The organism is Lysinibacillus sp. NPDC047702 (assembly GCF_050272555.1).
Classification (GTDB): Bacteria; Bacillota; Bacilli; order Bacillales_A; family Planococcaceae; genus Lysinibacillus.
Genome location: NZ_JBNNMG010000007.1, coordinates 63992 through 84405 on the forward strand (window position 1 = coordinate 63992; position 20414 = coordinate 84405).

Annotated in this window: 18 protein-coding genes; 4 read left to right on the plus strand and 14 right to left on the minus strand. The window is 37.6% G+C overall.

What is annotated here, in order from left to right; all coding sequences use genetic code 11:
* Positions 1–455: 455 nt before the first annotated feature.
* From ACQKIM_RS05585 to ACQKIM_RS05625, 9 genes are all read right to left on the minus strand, one after another.
* The gene (locus ACQKIM_RS05585; RefSeq protein ID WP_427540311.1) at positions 456–1541 is read right to left on the minus strand and encodes a BMP family lipoprotein; all 1086 of its coding nucleotides are present in this window, start codon (positions 1539–1541) and stop codon (positions 456–458) included.
* Positions 1542–1594: 53 nt separating this feature from the next.
* Positions 1595–2323 carry a GntR family transcriptional regulator gene (locus tag ACQKIM_RS05590; RefSeq protein WP_427540314.1) on the minus strand — a complete coding sequence of 243 codons (729 nt, stop codon included), beginning with the start codon at positions 2321–2323 and terminating at the stop codon, positions 1595–1597.
* 187 nt (positions 2324–2510) lie between these two features.
* Complete coding sequence (locus ACQKIM_RS05595) at positions 2511–4796, minus strand: DNA translocase FtsK (protein ID WP_427540317.1); 2286 nt, start codon at positions 4794–4796, stop codon at positions 2511–2513.
* A gap of 155 nt (positions 4797–4951) precedes the next feature.
* Entirely contained in the window at positions 4952–6619 is a 1668-nt protein-coding gene (locus ACQKIM_RS05600) for a ribonuclease J (RefSeq protein ID WP_427540320.1), read from the minus strand.
* Positions 6620–7183: 564 nt separating this feature from the next.
* Positions 7184–8101 carry a 4-hydroxy-tetrahydrodipicolinate synthase gene (gene dapA / locus ACQKIM_RS05605; RefSeq protein ID WP_427540323.1) on the minus strand — a complete coding sequence of 306 codons (918 nt, stop codon included), beginning with the start codon at positions 8099–8101 and terminating at the stop codon, positions 7184–7186.
* A 13-nt stretch (positions 8102–8114) separates the two neighbouring features.
* Positions 8115–9152, minus strand: a complete 1038-nt coding sequence (locus ACQKIM_RS05610) for an aspartate-semialdehyde dehydrogenase (protein WP_427540326.1) — start codon at positions 9150–9152, stop codon at positions 8115–8117.
* Positions 9153–9234: 82 nt separating this feature from the next.
* Complete coding sequence (locus ACQKIM_RS05615) at positions 9235–9825, minus strand: dipicolinate synthase subunit B (RefSeq protein ID WP_427540329.1); 591 nt, start codon at positions 9823–9825, stop codon at positions 9235–9237.
* Positions 9819–10598 carry an NAD(P)-dependent oxidoreductase gene (locus ACQKIM_RS05620; RefSeq protein WP_427540332.1) on the minus strand — a complete coding sequence of 260 codons (780 nt, stop codon included), beginning with the start codon at positions 10596–10598 and terminating at the stop codon, positions 9819–9821. The genes ACQKIM_RS05615 and ACQKIM_RS05620 overlap by 7 nt, the downstream gene beginning before the upstream one ends.
* A gap of 9 nt (positions 10599–10607) precedes the next feature.
* A complete protein-coding gene (locus ACQKIM_RS05625) occupies positions 10608–10871 on the minus strand; it encodes a YlmC/YmxH family sporulation protein (RefSeq protein ID WP_427540335.1) in 264 nt (87 codons plus the stop codon).
* Between the two features lie 142 nt (positions 10872–11013).
* Here ACQKIM_RS05625 and ACQKIM_RS05630 point away from each other — a divergent pair, with 142 nt between their 5' ends.
* Genes ACQKIM_RS05630 through ACQKIM_RS05645 form a run of 4 tightly spaced genes read left to right on the plus strand, consistent with a single transcriptional unit; the run spans position 11014 to position 13493 of the window.
* Positions 11014–11391, plus strand: coding sequence for a GntR family transcriptional regulator (locus tag ACQKIM_RS05630; RefSeq protein ID WP_427540338.1), 378 nt, complete (start codon positions 11014–11016; stop codon positions 11389–11391).
* Positions 11392–12234, plus strand: a complete 843-nt coding sequence (locus tag ACQKIM_RS05635) for an ABC transporter ATP-binding protein (protein ID WP_427540341.1) — start codon at positions 11392–11394, stop codon at positions 12232–12234.
* A gap of 2 nt (positions 12235–12236) precedes the next feature.
* Positions 12237–12866: an ABC-2 transporter permease gene (locus tag ACQKIM_RS05640; RefSeq protein WP_427540344.1), complete on the plus strand. Its 630-nt coding sequence runs from the start codon at positions 12237–12239 to the stop codon at positions 12864–12866.
* Positions 12867–12878: 12 nt separating this feature from the next.
* Positions 12879–13493 (plus strand): ABC-2 transporter permease, encoded by a 615-nt coding sequence (locus tag ACQKIM_RS05645; protein WP_427540347.1) that lies wholly within the window; start codon positions 12879–12881, stop codon positions 13491–13493.
* A gap of 378 nt (positions 13494–13871) precedes the next feature.
* On the opposite strand, the gene ACQKIM_RS05650 is transcribed toward ACQKIM_RS05645, so the two are convergent.
* The 5 genes from ACQKIM_RS05650 to truB form a co-directional block, all read right to left on the minus strand.
* The gene (locus ACQKIM_RS05650; protein WP_427540350.1) at positions 13872–15095 is read right to left on the minus strand and encodes a M16 family metallopeptidase; all 1224 of its coding nucleotides are present in this window, start codon (positions 15093–15095) and stop codon (positions 13872–13874) included.
* Between the two features lie 63 nt (positions 15096–15158).
* On the minus strand, positions 15159–17273 hold the full coding sequence (gene pnp, locus ACQKIM_RS05655) for a polyribonucleotide nucleotidyltransferase (RefSeq protein ID WP_427540353.1): 2115 nt from the start codon (positions 17271–17273) through the stop codon (positions 15159–15161).
* 721 nt (positions 17274–17994) lie between these two features.
* Positions 17995–18264, minus strand: coding sequence for a 30S ribosomal protein S15 (rpsO, locus tag ACQKIM_RS05660; protein ID WP_427540356.1), 270 nt, complete (start codon positions 18262–18264; stop codon positions 17995–17997).
* 203 nt (positions 18265–18467) lie between these two features.
* The gene (gene ribF / locus ACQKIM_RS05665; protein WP_427540359.1) at positions 18468–19418 is read right to left on the minus strand and encodes a riboflavin biosynthesis protein RibF; all 951 of its coding nucleotides are present in this window, start codon (positions 19416–19418) and stop codon (positions 18468–18470) included.
* Positions 19419–19430: 12 nt separating this feature from the next.
* Positions 19431–20342 carry a tRNA pseudouridine(55) synthase TruB gene (gene truB / locus ACQKIM_RS05670; protein WP_427540362.1) on the minus strand — a complete coding sequence of 304 codons (912 nt, stop codon included), beginning with the start codon at positions 20340–20342 and terminating at the stop codon, positions 19431–19433.
* Positions 20343–20414: the final 72 nt, after the last annotated feature.

Below are 20414 nucleotides of genomic sequence, written 5' to 3' on the forward strand. Positions count from 1 at the left end.
ATTTCGCTATGGCGTATTCGTATCTGCTGCTTAGACTTTTGATACAGATAAGCAATACGTCTAGTTTTTGAAATGATATGAAGAATTGTATTAAATCTAATACTAGCTATTTGTTACTGTCATTAAAGCAGTGAAGTAAGCCAATATTTCTATCTTCGCTCAGTGGGCAATTGGTTTTCCCAATTAACAAAAAATTCACTCATATTTTGTCCTGCCAATAGAGGTCGGTATTTTTCTGAATGAAGATAAATTAATACAGGAAAGGTCATCGTTAGAAACCTTTCTTCTATTAATTTGTTTCCATCAATACTCATAAACTCGCGATTAAATTATATGAAATTCCTAGCTCTATTTAAAAAATAATCAAATAGTATAAATAGTCGAAATATAACGATAGATTGAAAAATCATCATAAGGGGTCTGCTAATAGTCCCTTATGATGATCAAGAGATGAATTATTTTTCCACTTTTTCTGGAACGACGATTTCACCGCTAGCAATTTTTTCTTTATATTCGTCAATTACTGCCTGTACATCCGCTGGGATTGCACCACGAGAATCAGCAAGTTTTACACCATCTTCAGCTAAACCGTAAGTAAGTGTTTCACCACCTGGGAATTTACCGTTTTTCGCTTTATTAGAAATATCTACTACTGCTGTATTAACACCTTTTAACATAGAAGTTAACGTTATATTTGTTTTATCGTCTACTTTACCTTCTTCATATTGGTCAGCATCTACACCGATTACCCATACATTTGCATTAGGATCTTTAGCTTTACGCTCTTTTGCCTCAGAGAAAACACCGTTACCAGTTGCACCTGCAGCATGGAAAATAATGTCTACACCTGAAGAGTACATGCTGTTCGCAGTAATTTTTCCAAGATCCGCTTTATCAAATGCAGCAGTATATTTTACTTGAATTTCGATATCAGGATTTACAGCCTTTGCTCCTGCTACGAAACCAGCGTGGAAACGGTTAATAACCGGAATATCCACACCGCCTACAAAGCCGATTTTACCTGTTTTAGTCATTTTCGCTGCAGCAACACCTGCTAGGAACGCACCTTCTTGCTCTTTGAACAAAACATTTACTACATTGTCAGCTTTTACTTCTGCATCAATTAATGCGAAATGATTATCTGGGTTATCTGCAGCAACTGCTTCCACAGCGTCAGCCATCATGAAGCCAATTCCGAAAACTAAGTCAAAATTACGACGAATTAAGTTGTTTAAGTTTGTTTCATAGTCAGCATCTGTTTTTGATTGTAGGTACTCAAAACCACCTTCACCTTTTGAAAGACCATGTTCTTTACCGTAGGCTTTAACACCTTCCCAAGCAGATTGGTTGAATGATTTATCATCCACGCCACCTACGTCCGTAACCATTGCTACTGAGAATGCTTCTTCGTTGTTATTTTCGCCTGATGATGCATTTTCATTTTCTTTTGCTGGTTTTTCATCCTTCGCGCCACATGCACCAAGAATAGCACTTGCTGCTAAAACTGATGATAATACTAAGCCAAATTTACGTTTTTTCATTGTGTTAACCCCCCAAAGGTAATGTAATTAGCAGGAAAATATTTAGAAATGTTCTACACCCGTTTACGAACTACATGGAAGCTGAATTTATCAGCTCGGAAATAATTTTTTGAATACAGCACTACTTGATCATGATCATCGTAATGCAACTGCTTTAATACTAAAAGAGCTGTTTCACGGCCACAATTTAAAATCGGTGACGCTTGCTCATGATACCCTACTGGATCTATATATGTTACAGCATAGGCCACATGAATTTTCCCAGATTGTTCAAGTGCAGAGAAGAGTGAAACCTCTTTATTTTCTACAAAGTCAGTTGGCAGAAAGCTAGCCGGTAATCTGTCTATACAATAAACGACTGGCTCGCCATCTGCTGTTCTGACACGTTCAATCGTGAGTATTTTATCTTCGTCATCACATTGGAAGCGTTTTAAATCTTCCTCAGAAGGTATGTTTTCGGTCGCCTTTAAAAAGAGGGAACCGGGCTCCATACCAGCTGTCTCTATCATTGAAGAAATGCTTGATAAATGCTCGATGCCTGATGTAAACAACGGCTTAGGGTTGACAAACGTACCTACCCCATGTCGACGCACAATCACATTTTCCTCTTCCAACAGTCGAAGCGCTTCACGAAGTGTTGCTCGACTGACTCCTAGTGATTTGGATAATTCAAATTCTGAAGGCAGTTTTTCATTTTCTTTGAAAACACCTGTTTCAATGTCAGACTTTAAACGATCAATTACTTGAAGATAGAGATGACGATGATCTGCTTTAATAGTCACATATATCACCACCAAATCAGAGATCAGACATCTGATGTACAACATTCCTACTAATCGTTCATAAATATAACATTTTTGCAGAATGAAATCAATTACACCTTAGCGTAATTACTATCCGAATTTTGCATTGTATTTGTACAATCTAAACAACTCCCCAAATATACAACAATATCCTCAATTATGTTGATTAATCGTATTGATGAACAAGTACTTGTCGGGGTTTACTTCCCTCCGAAGGGCCGACGATTCCTCGTTGTTCCATCTGATCGACAATGCGGGCAGCTCTCGAATAGCCGATACGGAAGCGGCGCTGCAACATTGAAACAGAAGCCGTCTGCATACTTACAACCAATTGCACAGCCTCATCAAATAATTCATCTGTTTCCTCAAGTATCGTATCTTCTTCTGTTGGAATCATCTCTTCCTGATACTGTGCTTTTTGCTGTTCTATAACAAAGTTAACGACTGACTCTACTTCCTGATCTGATAAAAAGGCACCTTGTACACGTTTTGGCTTTGATGCACCAGCAGGTAAAAATAGCATATCTCCCCGACCTAATAATCGTTCTGCTCCACCCATGTCTAATATCGTTCTGGAATCAATTGCGGAAGATACCGCAAAAGCGATACGTGAAGGAATATTCGCTTTAATCACTCCTGTTAGTACATCTACACTAGGACGTTGAGTGGCAATAATTAAATGAATCCCTGCAGCACGTGCCATTTGCGCTAATCGAGTAATCGAATCCTCGACATCACTGGAGGCAACCATCATTAGATCCGCTAACTCATCCACAATTACAACAATATAAGGTAATTTTGGATGTTTTTCATCAGTTTGTTCATTTACCTTTAGTACGTGATTATTATAGCCCTCAATATTACGTGTACCTGTATGTGAAAACAGATCGTAGCGACGTTCCATTTCTGCAACGACTTTTTTTAGTGCTTGTGATGCCTTTCGTGCATCTGTAACAACCGGCGCTAAAAGGTGAGGAATCCCATTATATACATTTAATTCCACCATCTTTGGATCAATCATCATCAATTTGACCTCATGTGGTTTTGTACGCATTAGTATGGATACAACAATGCCGTTTATACACACACTTTTACCACTTCCAGTTGAGCCAGCAACAAGTAAATGTGGCATTTTATTAAGCTCGGCAAGTACAGCTTGTCCTGTAATATCACGACCAAATGCAACTTGCAATAAAGCTTCTGGCTTCGCTCCGTCTTTTGACTCTAACACTTCCCGTAGTGTGACAATGGCTACCTCGCTGTTCGGTACTTCAATACCAATTGCAGACTTTCCAGGAATAGGTGCTTCCATACGAATGTCCTTTGCAGCAAGTGCCAAGGCAAGATCATCCTGAAGATTTACAATTTTACTTACTTTTACGCCAATGTCTGGCAATATCTCGTATTTAGTTACGGCTGGTCCTAAATGAACTTGGGTAACTTTTGCCCTTACACCAAAGCTTTGTAGCGTTTGTTCTAGTTTTTTTGCATTTGCCTGAATCACTGAATATTCACCGCTTTGGTCATGTTGCGGTGGTAATTGTAATAAATTATAAGAGGGAAGTTGATAATCTGCATTTTCCACTGTATCAGCGCCTTGGATATGGACATCATCCACGATCTCTCCATATTCAATACCCTCTATGTCATTACTCTCAAACACTTCTCGTTCTTGAGAAACATTTTGAGTAAAGGCTGAGATAATTGGTTCATGGGTAATTTCCTCTTCTTCTTGTAATTCATAAGTATGATCAACAGCGGCAATCTCATCCGTCATATCACTTGTTGACCGGCGATTTTTAGGTTTCTTTGGTTCATTTTTCTTCTTCTCTTTTTGTTTTTTTTGCCATTTACCAAAATGAGCAGGCATTATTTCTGCTAGATATGGGACAAGTGCTTTTCCCGTAACTAAAATTAACCCAATAAAGAAGATCACCCATGCAACAACCTTAGCCCCTGAAGTCTCAAATAGAACATGTGACATACTAAATAGCAAGGCACCAATCATTCCCCCACCAAGTGCATTACTTCGCTGGACAACCCCCTCCGTATTAATTAAAATACGCCAAGACTCTCGCAACACAGATTCTGATAATAAACCACCTGATTTTGATAGCTGTTCAAAAAGAATACCATGGCTAAAAATTGTTAAACTCATAACAATTAGGAACATCCCTAAAATCAGACGGTCCTTCAAGCTTACTTTTTTCTGGCCAATCATTAGCAATAAAGCAACAAATATAAGCATAAATGGCACAGCAAAATACAAATTTCCTAAAAGAAACATTGCTATCGTTGTTAGAAAACGCCCAATCATGCCATATTCAAAAATCATAATAACGGCAATTGCAATTAAGATGAGTCCTAATATTTCAAACATCAGCGGATGCATCTCTTTTTTTTCGGTTGTACCTTTTCCTTTAGTGACTTTTTTTCTTTTACTAGTCGCCATCTATTTCACCCTCTTTTACAATCCATTCTATATATGAAATGAATCCTATCATGTAGAACTTAATTATTTCAAAAAAAAGGATTTTCCACCGTATACACTCGGCTAGAAAATCCTTTTTCATTCATTTCTCACTCAAAGCTGGAACGATGAGTTTTTTAATATTCCATAATGATTGGGATAATCATTGGGCGGCGCTTTGTTTTCTGGAATAAGTATGTGTTCAGTGTATCTCGAATTTCTTGTTTAATGTTTGTCCATTCAAATGTATCTTTACCTACATATTTTTCAATAACATTCTTTGCAATATCAGAAGCTTCCACCATTAGCTCCTCTGATTCTCGAACGTAAACGAAACCGCGTGATAAAATTTCTGGTCCAGATGCAATTTTCTTTTGAGCACGGTTTAATGTGACAACAACAATGAAAATACCATCTTGTGATAATAATTTACGATCACGCAAAACAATATTACCTACATCACCAACGCCAATACCGTCGATTAATACATTACCAGCTTGTACACGACCACTCATACGCATTTTACCATTCTTGTACTCTACAATATCCCCTTTATCAGCGATAAAAATTTGGGATTTTTGCATACCCAGTTGTTGAGCGAGTTTAGAATGCGCTATCAGCATGCGGTACTCTCCTTGCACAGGAATAAAGTATTTCGGTTGCATCAAGTTAAGCATTAGCTTTAAATCTTCTTGGCTTCCGTGACCTGATACATGAACATTCTTGCTAGATGTTAAAATTTCAGCACCTGCTTTTGAAATCGAGTTCATTGTATTAGCCATTTGTACTTCCATGCCAGGTGAAGGTGTAAAAGTAATTAAGACTGTATCATCCTGCTTAATTTTAATGTCTCGATGATGCTTACGAACGATCTTTTCTAGCGCATCAAGTGGTTCTCCTCGATTACCAGTGGCAATAATAATAATCTCATCGTCTTGATATTTATGCATTTCTGAAATAGGGATAACTGTTTCTTCTTCAACTGTTAAATAGCCAAGTTGCACACCTAAATCCACAGCTTTTTCTAATGGTTTTCCGACAATGACAACTTTGCGGAATGAATTTTGAGCTTGCGTAAACACTTGCTGAATGCGAATAAAATTCGATGCGTACACAGCAACTAAAATACGGCCTGGTGCTGAATGGAATGTTTTTGATAATTGCTCCTCAATAACAATCTCAGATGTCGTATAACCTGGTCGCTCCGCTTCACATGACTCAGATAGCAAAATAAATACGCCTTCTTCTCCTAGCTGGGCCATCTTAGCTAAATCAGGCTTAAATTTACCTGTCGCAGATTGATCGAATTTAAACTCACCTGTATGAACAATTGCTCCTTCAGATGTATGGAACACTACCCCTAACGAATCGGGAATACTATGTGTTGTATGGAAGAATGTTACATACGTTGAGTTAAAATTCATACGACTTCGATTGGTAACCTCAAAGAATTTCACCTGATGTGGAGCAGGTAATTCCTTTAAATGTTCCTTGGCAAGTGCAATTGTTAGCTTTGATCCGTACACTGGTGCTTTTACTTTTTGTAATACATAGGCAATCGAGCCAATTGCATCTTCATGACCATGCGTTAAGAAAATGCCTTTCACACGTTCTTTATTTTCTTCTAAATACGTAATATCTGGAATTACAATATCAATGCCCAGCATTTCGTCTTCTGGGAACATTAGACCGCTATCTACTACAAATAGCTCCTCATCAATTTCTACTACGCACATTGCTTTACCAATTTCGCCCACACCACCTAGTGGAATGATACGAATTAATTCATTTTTCTTTTTTGTCAATTTATTTCCTCCTAAAAGATATCCCGAACAGCAACCACTTAACATTCATTATACGATTTGCAAAGCTTTTGCACAAATTAAAAATACATGTTTCATGATGGAAACAAAAAAATTATTACGAATTCCTGTTGCTATTAGATGGAAAGAAAGGGAAAGACCTAATAGGAGAAAGTCTAAAATTTTGACTTCTAGATGTGCAAAATATTTGATTTTAAAGTTGTCTGGGGATTATTCTATAGCACTTTTCTTTCCAACTTGCGTGATTTTTGGCGCTACTTGGGGTTTTTCTCCTACCTGAGTGGAGTTGGATGCTACCCTAGCAGTTTTCTCTCTCACCTAGTGAAAATGCCGCTTCCTGAGCGGTTTTCACCCTCACCCGAGCGGCTAGTCCCTTACCCGAGCGGTTTTCATTCTCACCTGAGCAGTTATCTCCCTTACCTGAGCGTTTTTCACTCTCACCTGAGCAATTTTCTCTCTTACCCGAGCACTCTAATTATGAGAGCAACCTTTAAAAAGTTAAAAAGACTTTAGACAAATTTCAAGTTTGTCTAAAGTCTTAAAGTTTTAATGAAAGCTATTTATTTCTCTAAAGCTTCTCGCTTTTTCTTGATACGTATCCCAAATTCGATCAAAATTAGCTTTTTCCTCATCTGTCATTTCCATCATCGGTAAACGAACATTGAGTGTATCAAAGCCTAATTTTGTCATTGCATATTTGACAGGAGATGGATTTGGTTGAGCAAATAGTGCACGTACTAGCGGCAGTAATGCTCGATGAATTTTGGCTGCTAGCTTGTGATTTCCTTCTTCAAATGCCTTAATCATTAATTGCATATCATTCCCAACAACATGAGCAGCAACTGATATAATACCTGCACCACCTATTGCTAGTAATGGGAGTGTTAAACCATCATCACCACTATATACTAAGAAATTGTCATCCGCGTCAACATTCTCAATAATGTCGCCCATTTGATCTAAATTGCCGCTCGCTTCTTTAACCCAAGCTATATTTGGAATTTTACTTAACGCAACAGATGTTTCGTAAGCAACATTGATCCCAGTACGTCCAGGTACATTATAAAGCATAACAGGTAGACTAGTTTCTTTTGCGATGGTTTCAAAGTGTGCAAAAATACCTCGTTGATTTGGCTTATTATAGTACGGTGCTACAAGCATTATACCATCTGCACCGTTTTCTTCAGCCTTATGTGTCATTGCAATAGAATAAGCTGTTTCGTTATCTCCTGTCCCTGCAATAACAGGTACACGCCCTGCCGCTTTTTCAACTGTAAAGCGTACAACTTCAATTTTTTCTTCTGTGGACATCGTTGGATTTTCTGAGGTTGTGCCACATGCAACAATACAATCTGTACCGTTGTCTATTAAGTGATTAATAATTCGTTCTAACTCTGGGTAATTTATCGTGCCATCCTCTTTAAACGGCGTAATCATAGCCGTTCCAATTCGACCTAAATTCATCCTTACACCCCTCTTATAGTAAGTTATCCTCAAGCATTGCTTCTGCAATTTGGATAGAGTTCAATGCAGCGCCTTTTAATAAATTATCGGAAACAATCCATAGGTGGAATCCTTTATTATTATCTAAATCTTGACGGATACGTCCTACAAAAGTAGCGTTCTCCCCTTCTGCATAAATCGGCATTGGGTAAGTTTGTGTTGTAATATCATCTTGTAAAACAACGCCTGGTGCATTGCGTAATACGTCGAAGATTTCTTGTACTGTTGCTTCGTTTTCTACTTCAATATAAACAGATTCAGAGTGTCCTGAAACGACTGGCACTCGAACGCAAGTTGCAGCTACTTTTAGTTCTGGTGCATGCATAATCTTTTTCGTTTCATTAATCATTTTCATTTCTTCGTATGTAAATCCATTATCTGTGAATTTATCGATTTGTGGAATAACATTACGTGCGATTGGATAATGACGTTTATCACTACCAGAAGGTAAAATATTTGCTTCTACATCCTTACCTGCTTCCCAATTTGCGCTCTGTGTCTTTAATTCTTGAATTGCAGTAATTCCTGCCCCCGAAACAGCTTGATACGTCGAAACAATCACTTTTGTTAGACCAAATGCATTGCGAATTGGCTCAAGTGCAGCAACCATTTGAATTGTCGAGCAGTTTGGATTAGCAATAATCCCTTTATGCTTCGCAAGATCCTCTCTGTTTACTTCCGGTACAACTAATGGTACCTCTGGATCCATACGGAAATGGCTCGTATTATCAATAACAACAGCACCGCGTTTTGCAGCTTCAGGTGCTAATACAGCTGATACTGATCCACCAGCAGAGAATAAAGCGACATTGACGCCCTCGAAAGCTTCAGGTGTCGCTTCTTCTATTGTATATGTCTTACCATTAAATTCGATTGGTTTTCCTGCTGAACGTGCAGAAGCTAAGAACTTTATAGCGCCAATCGGAAAATTTCGTTTAATTAGCTGCTCCATCATTTTCGTTCCTACTGCCCCTGTTGCCCCAACAACCGCAACTGTTAACTGCTTTGTCATCTGTCATCTCTCCTTGAATACAAGTTCCATAATGTGTGCTATTGTATCACAAAAATACTGAAAATTGTGTGTAATTCATGATTTATTTGAAATATTGTATCAACAGTGGTTGTAATTGCTTTTTTTGCGTAATTGCTTCATGAACAGTCGTTACCATTTGATCGAAATCAGCAATGAGTGAATTAGGTTTGGAATGAGGAGAATCCTGCCCAAATGGAATAAAGTAAATATTTTTTGCATTAAGCAGCTTCATAATATTGATACCATTTAAACCGAGTGCATCATTTGTTGAAATGCCTAAGATTACAGGTGAGCCGTTCCGCAATGTTGCCTTCGCAGCCATCAGAACTGGACTATCTGTTGCAGCATTCGCAAATTTACTAATACTATTGCCAGTCATTGGTGCAATGACCATTGCATCTAAAGGATTGGATGGTCCAAAAGGCTCTGCCTCTTTTATAGAAGAAATAACTTTTTCGCCAGTCAATGCCTCGATTTTTGCAATCCATTCCTCTCCAGTACCAAAACGAGTAGCTGCATGTAAAACAGAATGAGTAATAATAGGGATAACAGTTGCTCCTACATCGATGAAATTCTGAATTTTAGGTATCACATCCTCATACGTACAATGTGAGGCTGTAATACCTAAACCAATTCGTTTCCCCGTTAGCAATTTTCTTCCTCCTCTATTGCCTTGCACAATATTTCGGCAGCATCATGTGCAAAGTATTTCCCAGGTAATGATGGCAATAGTACATACGTTTGTAGTTGCTCAGCATCTATATCTAAACAGCCTGGCTCTGAGGCTAAATCATATAAAACTGCTGGGACATGCTCTATAAATGACTCTGTAATCCATTTAGCTGGAATTGTGTTGATAAAAATACTATTGTTAATGGACCATTTCCGATCATCTAAATTTGTTGCTTTGTAACCATATGCCTTTGCTTCACTCACTTGTACAACCGAACGCGCTACAATATGGACATTAGCACCCATCTTTACAAGTAAAGAAGCGAGCATTTTAGCGATGCGCCCAAATCCTGCGATAGTAAAGTTTTGTCCGTAAATACATTTTTGCTCGAGTCCGTAAAACGTGGCGATAAATCCCTCCGCTGTTAATCTTGCGTTTTGCCAAATAAAAGACTCTTGCTGTAAATAGCAATTTGTTTCATTTCTCTCTAGCAATTGCTTCCAATGCATAGTCAAACGCCCTGTATAAAACTTCACCTGAGATATTCCATATAGTTGTTCTACTTCAATCTTTAATGGAAGAATAGGAAGAATAATTTTGTTTGGCTGGAATTCTAATACTAGCTTATTTAATTCTTCATTCCAAACAGATGTTCTTTTATAAAACACCGTTCTCGATGGACTTCTTAGCATTGTCGCTAATTCCTTTAATCGTGAGTCCTCACCGATAACAAGCCACTTTTCGTTTTCCAAAAGCTCACCTCACTGTAAAAATTCTGACTGTACCGTCGTTGTTTTGTTAAATAAAATTCGATCTTCTCCAATTAATATAATTTCATGCCAAGGAATCATTTCACTAACTTTCACTTTCTTTTTTTGGAATGGTAATTTATCTTTGACAATCTCGAAACCATGTATCTTGCCTGTTTGCACATCTAGTAGACATTCCGTATGTGCCAGTATGCCAAAGTGTATGCCACCCTCAACTTGTATTAATTCCTTATCCACCATCTCTGATAGTAGCATCCCTCATCTCCCTCCTTGTGCTGTTATCCCAATATATGCCGAGTTTTTGCAAATCGTGCCCCTACCTTAAGTCGGAAAATATTGCATTTACCAAATAATCTGTATATACTGTACATATACAGTTGAATGAGGTGAGAAATTTGTGCATATTCATTTAAGCAATGCCAGTGATAAACCCATCTATGAGCAAATTACCATACAGCTAAAGGAAGCAATCTTAGCAAATAAATTACAGGCTGGTGATGCATTGCCATCTATCCGTGCACTTGCAAAGGATTTAAAAATTAGTGTGATGACTACGAAACGTGCTTATGCTGATTTAGAGCGAGATGGCTTTATCGAAACAGTCGCTGGAAAAGGAAGCTTTGTCACTGAGCGAAATCAAGATTTTCTACGCGAGGAATTATTACGTCAGGTTGAGGAGCATATGCAAAAAGCAGTTAAAACAGCGAAAACGGCTGGGCTAACTAAAGAGGAGCTACAGGAATTACTGACAATGATTTTAGAGGAGGGCAACTAAATGAATGCGATTGAAATTCATGATCTACATAAAAGCTTTGAAGGATTTTCTCTTAAAGATGTAAGCTTTTCAGTACCCCAAGGCACAGTGATGGGTTTTGTCGGAGAAAATGGTGCCGGCAAGTCAACTACAATAAAATGCATGCTAAATTTATTAAAAAAGGAATATGGCGAAATTTTGCTATTTGGCAAGGAAATTGTCGAACATGAATTAACGATAAAAAACGACATTGGTGTAGTTTTTGACGATTTACATGTACCTGAAACGCTCAATGCGACGCAGCTCGACAAATTTATGAAAAAAGTATTTAAAACGTGGGATTCCGGTTATTATTTTGAGCGATTGGTACAATTTAAAATTCCAGAGAGGAAGAGGGTAAAAGAGTTATCACGAGGTATGAGGATGAAGCTGTCCATTGCATTAGCGCTGGCACATCATCCAAAGCTATTGATTTTAGATGAACCAACGAGTGGGCTAGACCCGATTATTCGTGATGAAATTCTTGATTTATTTTTAGCATTTATGCAGGATGAAACACATAGCATTTTATTTTCTTCCCATATAACAAGTGATTTAGAAAAGATTGCAGACTATATTACCTTTATTCATAATGGTGAAATTTTATTTAGTGAAGGTAAGGATGTACTGCTCTACGAGTACGGTATATTTAAAGGCAGTAATGAGGAAGTAAATGCAATACCAGAGCATGCCATTTTAAGAAAACGTAATGGAGCCTTTGGTGTAGAGGCATTAGTGCTAAAGAATGAAGTAAACGAAGTATTTTCTCTTGAAAAGCCTTCTATAGAAGAAATTATGCTATTTTATGTGAAAGGTAGTGTATGAGCATGGTTGGTCTTATATTAAAAGATTTAATGACGATTCAGCGTCAATTGAAGGCACAAGCCATGATAATGATTTTTTTTCTACTTATGTCAATTATTACACAGGAAGGTGCATTTCTCTTAACAATTGTTGTATTTATTGTGACTTTTCAAGCGATTACTGCTCTTACCTATGATGAACAAAGCAGCTGGGATAAATATGCAAATACTTTACCTATCTCAAAAGGGGACATTGTACTTAGTAAATATATCCTTAGTATCTTTCTTATGATTGTAGGGCTTATTTGTGCACTGCCGATTGTATTGATTATTCATCGTTTTACGCCGATTAACTGGGCCTCATCAGAGTTTTTTCTGATATTTAATCTAATTGTGACATTTGCCTTTTGTATGCTAGCATTATTATTACCCATCTACATTAAATTTGGTTCCATCAAAGGAAGAATGGTCCTTATTGCGATTTGCTTTATCCCAGGCTTTTTATTTGGCCTAATTAACAAGCAATTACCTGATATGTTATTAGTTTTAACAAACATAAAGCCTTTTATGTATTTAGCACCTTTTGCTGGACTTCTAATCCTATGGCTATCCTCTCTAATTTCAACAGCCATTTATAAACATAAAGAATTTTAGAGGAGGGAGTTCATGCAGGCTCTACTTTTACAAAGAATGATGGTACAAAAATGGTCAATTTTCCTTGTAGTTATAATATGTGCTATCATCAGCTACATGGATATACCTTATTTAGATGATCCCTCAATAGGCATATTTGCAGTTGTTTTTTCTGCTTCCATTGTTGGAGGAATATATGAGAGCGATCATAGAATTAACTGGGAAGTTTTTGTCAATAGTCTCCCTTTAACTAAAAAAACACAGCTTCAGGCTGATTTTCTATATTGCTACGGTATCATAATATTATTGTTTGTTCTCATGGCACCAGCTTATTTTTCACAATCCGCTGCGAACGAAAATTTTCCAGAGCATTTCGCCATGTATTTTGCTTATTTTAGCAGTGCCTCTCTGCTCATCTGTATACAGTTTTATATTCATCATCTAGAGAAAACGAAGGGGATGCGTAGCTTTAGAATGTTAACTGCCATTCTCCTTATTTTTATCATCAATTTTCCTATTCATTATTACCTATCACTAGTAGCAGTCAATTTATTTGTGATTTTAATCCCTACAATTATCAGCCTTATTATTAGTGTTTTTATTTTCTATAAAAGCCTAACCCTGTATTTAGCGAGAGAAATTTATTAAAATAAAGTTAAAAAATAGGTGACCAAAAACGGAGGGCACTGAAAAAGTCGATTTGCCACAAAAATTGTGCTGCAAATCGACTTTTTTAAGTTTTCAAATCTAACAAAAGACAAATTTCTAATAAAAAAAAGTGAATTTTTTTAGTTTTTCAGTGCCCAAAAACGGTAGCCTATTTTTTGTTAATCACAACGATTAAAGTATCGTTTGCAATTATTTATTGTAAATGCTCTAAAGAAGTTAGCTCATATTGCGAAAAATCAAGTGAGCGCAGAGTTCCACCATTTAATTATCGACAGTTGAAAATGCTCAGTGATGCGGTTAAATTTCTTTTATTCCTTCATTGATAATGTTTTCACCTTTATTTCTACTACATATGTTTTATGCCTTAGGGCCAATAATCGCGATGGCTGGTTCTGCTTTTAATATTTTCGCAATCAGACGTTCCACTGACTCCATTGAAACTGCATCAATAGCTGCTAATACCTCGTCCATAGAACGATGCTTTCCATGAACCAGTTCACTTGTACCATTACGATTCATACGAGCACCAGTCCCCTCTAGTCCAAGCACAAAACTGCCCTTAAGCTGCTCCTTCGCATTATCAAGCTCCTCCTCTGTTACGCCATCAGCCACAATATCAAGCAATGTCGCATCAATTGTATGCTGGAGCTGTGACAATTGTTGACGACTTGTACTACCGTATATCGTAAATGCGCCAACGTCAGCATAGCAGGATTGGTAGGAAAATATCGTATAAGCTAAGCCTCGTTCCTCACGTACTTCCTGGAACAAGCGAGAGCTCATATTGCCACCAATAATGTTATTCAGAGCAATAAAACAATACATATCTGGATCTTTTACACCAATTGCTGGGTAAGCTATAGCTACATGTGCTTGCTCTGTATCCCTGATTTTTGCTATCTCTCCTGGATGGAATTGTGGGTTTGTTAATACTGGCGCGACCTCAAGAGGAGATGCTTGATATTGTCCAAATAAATCGGTTATTGTTTGTATTAGTTTTTCGGATATATTACCTGCTAATGAAATCACTACTGATTTCGGACCATAATGCTTTGCCATATAATCACGAATCATATCTGCTGTAAATGTTTTTAACGTAGCAGCAGTACCCAGTATTGGTCGACCAAGTGCATCGTTGGGATACATTACTTCCCATAGCTTTTCATGCACATCGTCGTCAGGTGCATCTTCACTCATTAGGATTTCCTCTAGCACAACTTGTCGTTCCTTCTCTAACTCTTCTTCTGCAAAAGTAGAGTTGAAGAACATATCAGCAAGTATTGTGACTGCAAGCTCTGCATGATGATCTAAAATTTTTGCATAATAGCATGTATTTTCCTTAGAGGTAAAAGCATTTAATTCTCCTCCAATACGATCAAATTCCTCAGCAATTTGACGAGCAGTGCGCGTTGCTGTTCCTTTAAACAACATATGCTCAATAAAATGTGTAATTCCATTCTCTTCAGGTAATTCATAGCGAGAACCTGCATTCACAAAAATGCCTAAAGCCACAGATCTTACATGATCAATTTGCTCAGACACAATACGCACACCATTGTCACATGTATGTACTTGTACCATAAAATTCCCTCCATCTTGATTTAAAAAAGGCTGCGCAACATACGCAGCCTTTGCTATTCCCTATTATTTACCTTGCTCAGCGCGCTCTTTTTCTTCTTGAATAACAACTTTACGAGATAAATTCACACGTCCTTGCTTGTCGATTTCAATCACTTTTACAAGTAATTGATCACCAAGTTTTAAAACATCTTCTACCTGCTTTGTACGTTCCTCTTGGATTTCAGAGATATGAAGTAAACCATCCTTACCTGGGAAGATTTCACAGAATGCACCGAATTTTTCAATACGCTTCACTGTCGCTAAGTAGTACTCCCCTACTTTTGCTTCACGTACGATATCTTCAATAATTTGTTTTGCACGTGCATTCATTTCTTCATCTGCAGAAGAGATGTAAATTGTACCATCTTGCTCTGTATCGATTTTTACTCCAGTTTCTTCAATAATTTTGTTAATTTGTTTACCGCCTGGTCCAATAACATCACGGATTTTATCAGGGTTAATTTTCACAATAACAATTTTCGGTGCAAATTGAGATAATTTTTCACGTGGTTCAGCAAGTGTCGCAAGCATTGATTCTAAAATATGCATACGCCCAATTTTAGCTTGTGTTAATGCTTCTTCTAAAATATTGCGGGATAGTCCATCGATTTTAATGTCCATTTGTAGAGCCGTTACACCTTTAGCTGTACCTGCAACTTTAAAGTCCATATCTCCAAGGTGATCTTCCATTCCTTGAATATCTGTTAAGATGGAGTAATGCTCACCTTTTTTAATAAGACCCATTGCAATACCTGCTACAGGCGCTTTTAATGGAACACCTGCATCCATCATTGCTAATGTGGAGGCACAGATAGAAGCCTGAGAAGTAGAACCATTCGATTCAAGAACTTCTGATACACAACGAATCGTGTATGGGAATACAGACTCATCTGGAATAACCGCATCAAGCGCACGTTCTCCTAGCGCACCATGACCAATTTCACGACGTCCTGGTCCACGAATTGGACCTGTCTCCCCTACTGAGAATTGAGGGAAATTATAATGATGCATAAAGCGTTTAGATTCTTCCACACCTAATCCATCAATAATTTGCACATCTCCAAGTGCCCCTAAAGTACAAATAGACAATGCTTGTGTTTGTCCACGTGTAAATAATGCTGAACCATGGGTACGTTGTAATAATCCTGTTTCTGATGAAAGTGGACGAATCTCATCAAGTTTACGACCATCTGGGCGAATTTTATCCTCTGTAATTTGACGACGCACTTCGTCTTTTACCATCTTATCCAGAATCGTATAAACCTGCTTCATTGTTACTTCATCAGCTTCTTGCTCCTCGTAAGAAGCAATTACACGGTCTTTTACTGCCTGAATCGCTTCATCACGTGCATGTTTTTCTGCTGTTTGAATGGCATCATGCATGTCTGTCTCACAAGCTGCTTTTATGTCTGCTTGAATCGCTTCATTAATTTCAAATAATGTTACTGGTAGCTTTTCTTTTCCTACTTCAGCAACAATTTGCTCTTGGAAAGCAATTATTTTTTTTATTTCTTCATGACCAAACATGATGGCCTCTAACATTACTTCTTCTGGAACTTCAAGTGCACCTGCTTCAACCATGTTGATAGCATCTTTGTTACCAGCTACAGATAAATGAATAGTTGAGTGATTTGATTGTTCCACTGTTGGGTTCACGATGAATTCACCATCAATATAGCCAACTTGTACACCTGCTATTGGTCCATCGAATGGAATATCGGAAATAGCTAGTGCTAATGAAGAACCAACCATAGCTGCCATTTCAGACGTACAATCTGGATCATTGGACATTACCATTGAAATCACCTGTACTTCATTACGGAACCCGTCTGGGAACATCGGGCGAATCGGACGGTCGATTAGACGGCTTGCAAGAATTGCTTTTTCAGATGGACGACCTTCACGTTTAATAAAGCCGCCAGGAATTTTACCTGCAGCATATAGGCGTTCTTCATAGTTTACTGTTAATGGGAAGAAATCAAGTGGTTTTGGTGATTTTGACATTGTTGCAGTTGCAAGTACTGAAGTATCGCCATAGCGAACTAATACAGCTCCATTTGCTTGTTTTGCTAACTGTCCAACTTCAATTACAAGTGGACGGCCAGCCCATTCGTATGAATAGACTTTCTTCTCGTTCATTTAATGAACCCCTCTCTATTATAAAAACACTTACTTTGTCTGTATGTATTAATAGTAAGTGTACCAAAAATGCCTGTTCTATGCTAAAAAATATTTCATGAAATAATCATACATTTAAATTCAGTTATTGCCAATTTATTTAAGATTTATTTTTATATTTTATTGAAAAAGCACTTTTATACTCTTTTGACTTAAATTGATTCCTACCTAAGAAAAGTAAAGGATATAACATGCAGGTTTACACAATAGACTATCATACCACATCCTACTAGTATAAAGAAAGTTAGGTACATAGTAAAGTTTTAGTGGGAGGATAGACAGGAGAAAGATGCAATAAAATAATTATGGGGCTATTTAGTCTCCTTTATGTAAAAATTATGTAGTTTTAGCCATTGGTTGAATAGCGTTTCCTTTTTCTATCTTCAATTTTATCTTAGGATTGGCATTACGAATGGTCCAATTACTAGAAACACTATCTGCCAAATAAGAAAGAGAAATTCATGACATTCCGAAAACTTTAATCATCCAACAAACCCTTGCTCCACTAAAAAATCCCCTCATGGTGCAAGGACATGCATTTTCACAATAAAGCAAGATTATCACATGACTTTTTAATTTTGGTTTTTATCAGAATTTAACTAACAGTCCTGACTAAAACAAAAAAAGACTATAGACAAACTTAATTGTCTATAGTCTAAAACAGGAGTAATCCTGCTTTTAATTAGCGACGTAAGCCTAAACGGGTAATTAGTTCACGGTAACGTTGTACGTCAGCTTCACGAAGATATTTTAATAAGTGGCGACGACGGCCTACCATTTTTAGAAGACCACGCTCAGAGTGGAAATCTTTTTTGTGTGTACGTAAGTGTGTGTTTAGAGCGTTAATTTCCTCTGTTAACATTGCAACTTGTACTTCTGGTGAACCTGTGTCACTTTCGTGAGTGCGGTACTCAGCGATAATTTCGTTTTTACGTTCTTTTGTAATAGCCATTTGTATGGACCTCCTAAATTATAATTAATCCCCATTAGCACAGTACACGTTGGAGTCATCGATATACCGAGCTAAGGTTAAGCATTTATGCACTTATGAATGTTACCATAAATCAAAAGGTCAAGCAAGTGATAACATGACTCTATCCAAATATCGAAGCAGAAAAACACATTACATTAGGTGAAACTACCTGTTTAGCTTTATTATTGGAAAGCATTAAAATAGTCAATCGCTTCCTGTTTATCCTTTTCAATTTGTGCCTTTAAAGCTTCTATACCATCAAATTTCCGTTCACTTCGAATACGTTTATACCAGGCAACATGTACTTCTTCGCCATAAATGCTCTTTTCGAAGTTTAATATATGAACCTCAATGGATAATTGCTTATCGTTTGGGTCTTTAAATGTTGGTTTGTAGCCTACATTACATACGCCATCATACCAATTGTTTTGAACAAATAAACGGACAGCATAGACACCGCTTGCCGGAATATAAGTGCCCTCTAGTGCCTGAACATTTGCAGTAGGGAAGCCTATTGTACGCCCTCGCTTATCACCATGTATAACAATACCTGCGATTTCAAAAGGTCGACCTAGCAGCATTCTTGCAGCTTCCATGTCTCCTTCTTGTAAAAGTTTACGAATTCGTGTAGAGCTAATTTTCTCAATATCATCCGTCTTCTTTTCAACAATCGTCACATCATAATCTCCATTACTCAAAGCATGCATCTCCTCCATTGTGCCTTTTCCAAATGCACCAAAGGAGAAATCAAAGCCCGCTGCAACATGTTGGATATTTAATCCACGGATAAATGTATCAATAAAGGCTGCTGGAGAAAGCTTGGCAAAGTCTGATGTAAAATGTACGACAAATACCGTATTCACGCCTTGTTCTTGAAACAGTTGCAATTTTTGTTGCAGCAATGTAATATAAAAAACCTTTTCATTACGTCCACCAAGGACTATAGAAGGATGTGGATCAAAAGTCATCACTGCAGTTGAAATTTGACGCTTGTCTCCCTCTTCCTTCGCTGCCTTGATAACTGCCTGATGCCCTCTATGTACACCATCAAAAAAGCCAATTGCTAATGAATACGGCTCCATGCTTTCTCGTTGCTGTAGTTGATGCGGGTATTTTAAATGAATGACCTCCATACAAAAATCCTCCTACTCTATCGTCGGAAACATCTTATGTGGTTTCATCAACCCTTCCTTCGTAGGATGTGATTGATAAACCGCCATCGCTTTCCCATTGATTCCAAAAACAATTTTATCATGTATCTTTAATAATGTATCTGCCGGAAGCACTTGTCCATTGAAAATTTCTTTTTCATTGGCAGCAGTGATTTCAATATATGGAAAGTCTGTTAATGCATGCTCAACTGGTAATATACATCTATCAATTTGTTCAGCCTCCATCAGCTCAGCAACCTGTGCCAATGTAAAGCAATTTTCTTGTGTAAATGTACCTGAGGCTGTACGTATGAGCTCTTGCATATGTGCGGGATAACCAAGTGCTTCCCCTATTTGTACGGCCAATGTGCGTATATATGTCCCCTTACTACAAGCTATACGTACAGGGAACGTAATTTCTTGTCCTTCATATATTTCTATCTCATCTAAAAGCTCTAAAGCATAAATTGAAACCTGACGTGTTGGTCTTTCAACCGTTTCCCCTTTACGTGCATATTCATAAAGACGTTTACCATTGACTTTTACCGCAGAAAACATAGGTGGTGTTTGTTCAATCACACCTGTTAAAGAAGCTAGTGCCTCTAATAGTTGATCCCGAGTGAATTGCTTTATGTTGGTATCCTGTTCAACTGTTTCACCTTCTGCATCCTCAGTTGTCGTTGTTCGACCAATAGAAATAATAGCTTCATAGGTTTTTCCTGCATCTGTTAAATATTCTGCAATCCTTGTTGCCTGTCCAATACAAATTGGCAAAACACCCTCTACTCCTGGATCAAGCGTACCTGTATGTCCTACTTTTTTTGTGCGTAAAATTTTTCGTAATTTAAAAACACAATCATGGCTTGTCATGCCACGTTCTTTCCAAAGCGGTAAAATACCGTTCATATAGTTCCTCCCAAAAAACTTCTTTGTTGTAGCGTTGCCAAAACAACAAATTTTTTCTACAATAAAAAGCCT

Excerpts from the sequence above, each read along its gene's own strand:
- ACQKIM_RS05640 (WP_427540344.1), top strand. The coding sequence starts at position 12,237 with ATGGTTGGTCTTATATTAAAAGATTTAATGACGATTCAGCGTCAATTG.
- truB (WP_427540362.1), bottom strand. The coding sequence starts at position 20,342 with ATGAACGGTATTTTACCGCTTTGGAAAGAACGTGGCATGACAAGCCAT.
- ACQKIM_RS05595 (WP_427540317.1), bottom strand. The coding sequence starts at position 4,796 with ATGGCGACTAGTAAAAGAAAAAAAGTCACTAAAGGAAAAGGTACAACC.
- rpsO (WP_427540356.1), bottom strand. The coding sequence starts at position 18,264 with ATGGCTATTACAAAAGAACGTAAAAACGAAATTATCGCTGAGTACCGC.
- ACQKIM_RS05610 (WP_427540326.1), bottom strand. The coding sequence starts at position 9,152 with ATGACAAAGCAGTTAACAGTTGCGGTTGTTGGGGCAACAGGGGCAGTA.
- ACQKIM_RS05585 (WP_427540311.1), bottom strand. The coding sequence starts at position 1,541 with ATGAAAAAACGTAAATTTGGCTTAGTATTATCATCAGTTTTAGCAGCA.
- ACQKIM_RS05645 (WP_427540347.1), top strand. The coding sequence starts at position 12,879 with ATGCAGGCTCTACTTTTACAAAGAATGATGGTACAAAAATGGTCAATT.
- ACQKIM_RS05635 (WP_427540341.1), top strand. The coding sequence starts at position 11,392 with ATGAATGCGATTGAAATTCATGATCTACATAAAAGCTTTGAAGGATTT.
- ACQKIM_RS05625 (WP_427540335.1), bottom strand. The coding sequence starts at position 10,871 with ATGCTACTATCAGAGATGGTGGATAAGGAATTAATACAAGTTGAGGGT.
- ACQKIM_RS05650 (WP_427540350.1), bottom strand. The coding sequence starts at position 15,095 with ATGGTACAAGTACATACATGTGACAATGGTGTGCGTATTGTGTCTGAG.
- dapA (WP_427540323.1), bottom strand. The coding sequence starts at position 8,101 with ATGAATTTAGGTCGAATTGGAACGGCTATGATTACGCCGTTTAAAGAG.
- pnp (WP_427540353.1), bottom strand. The coding sequence starts at position 17,273 with ATGAACGAGAAGAAAGTCTATTCATACGAATGGGCTGGCCGTCCACTT.
- ribF (WP_427540359.1), bottom strand. The coding sequence starts at position 19,418 with ATGGAGGTCATTCATTTAAAATACCCGCATCAACTACAGCAACGAGAA.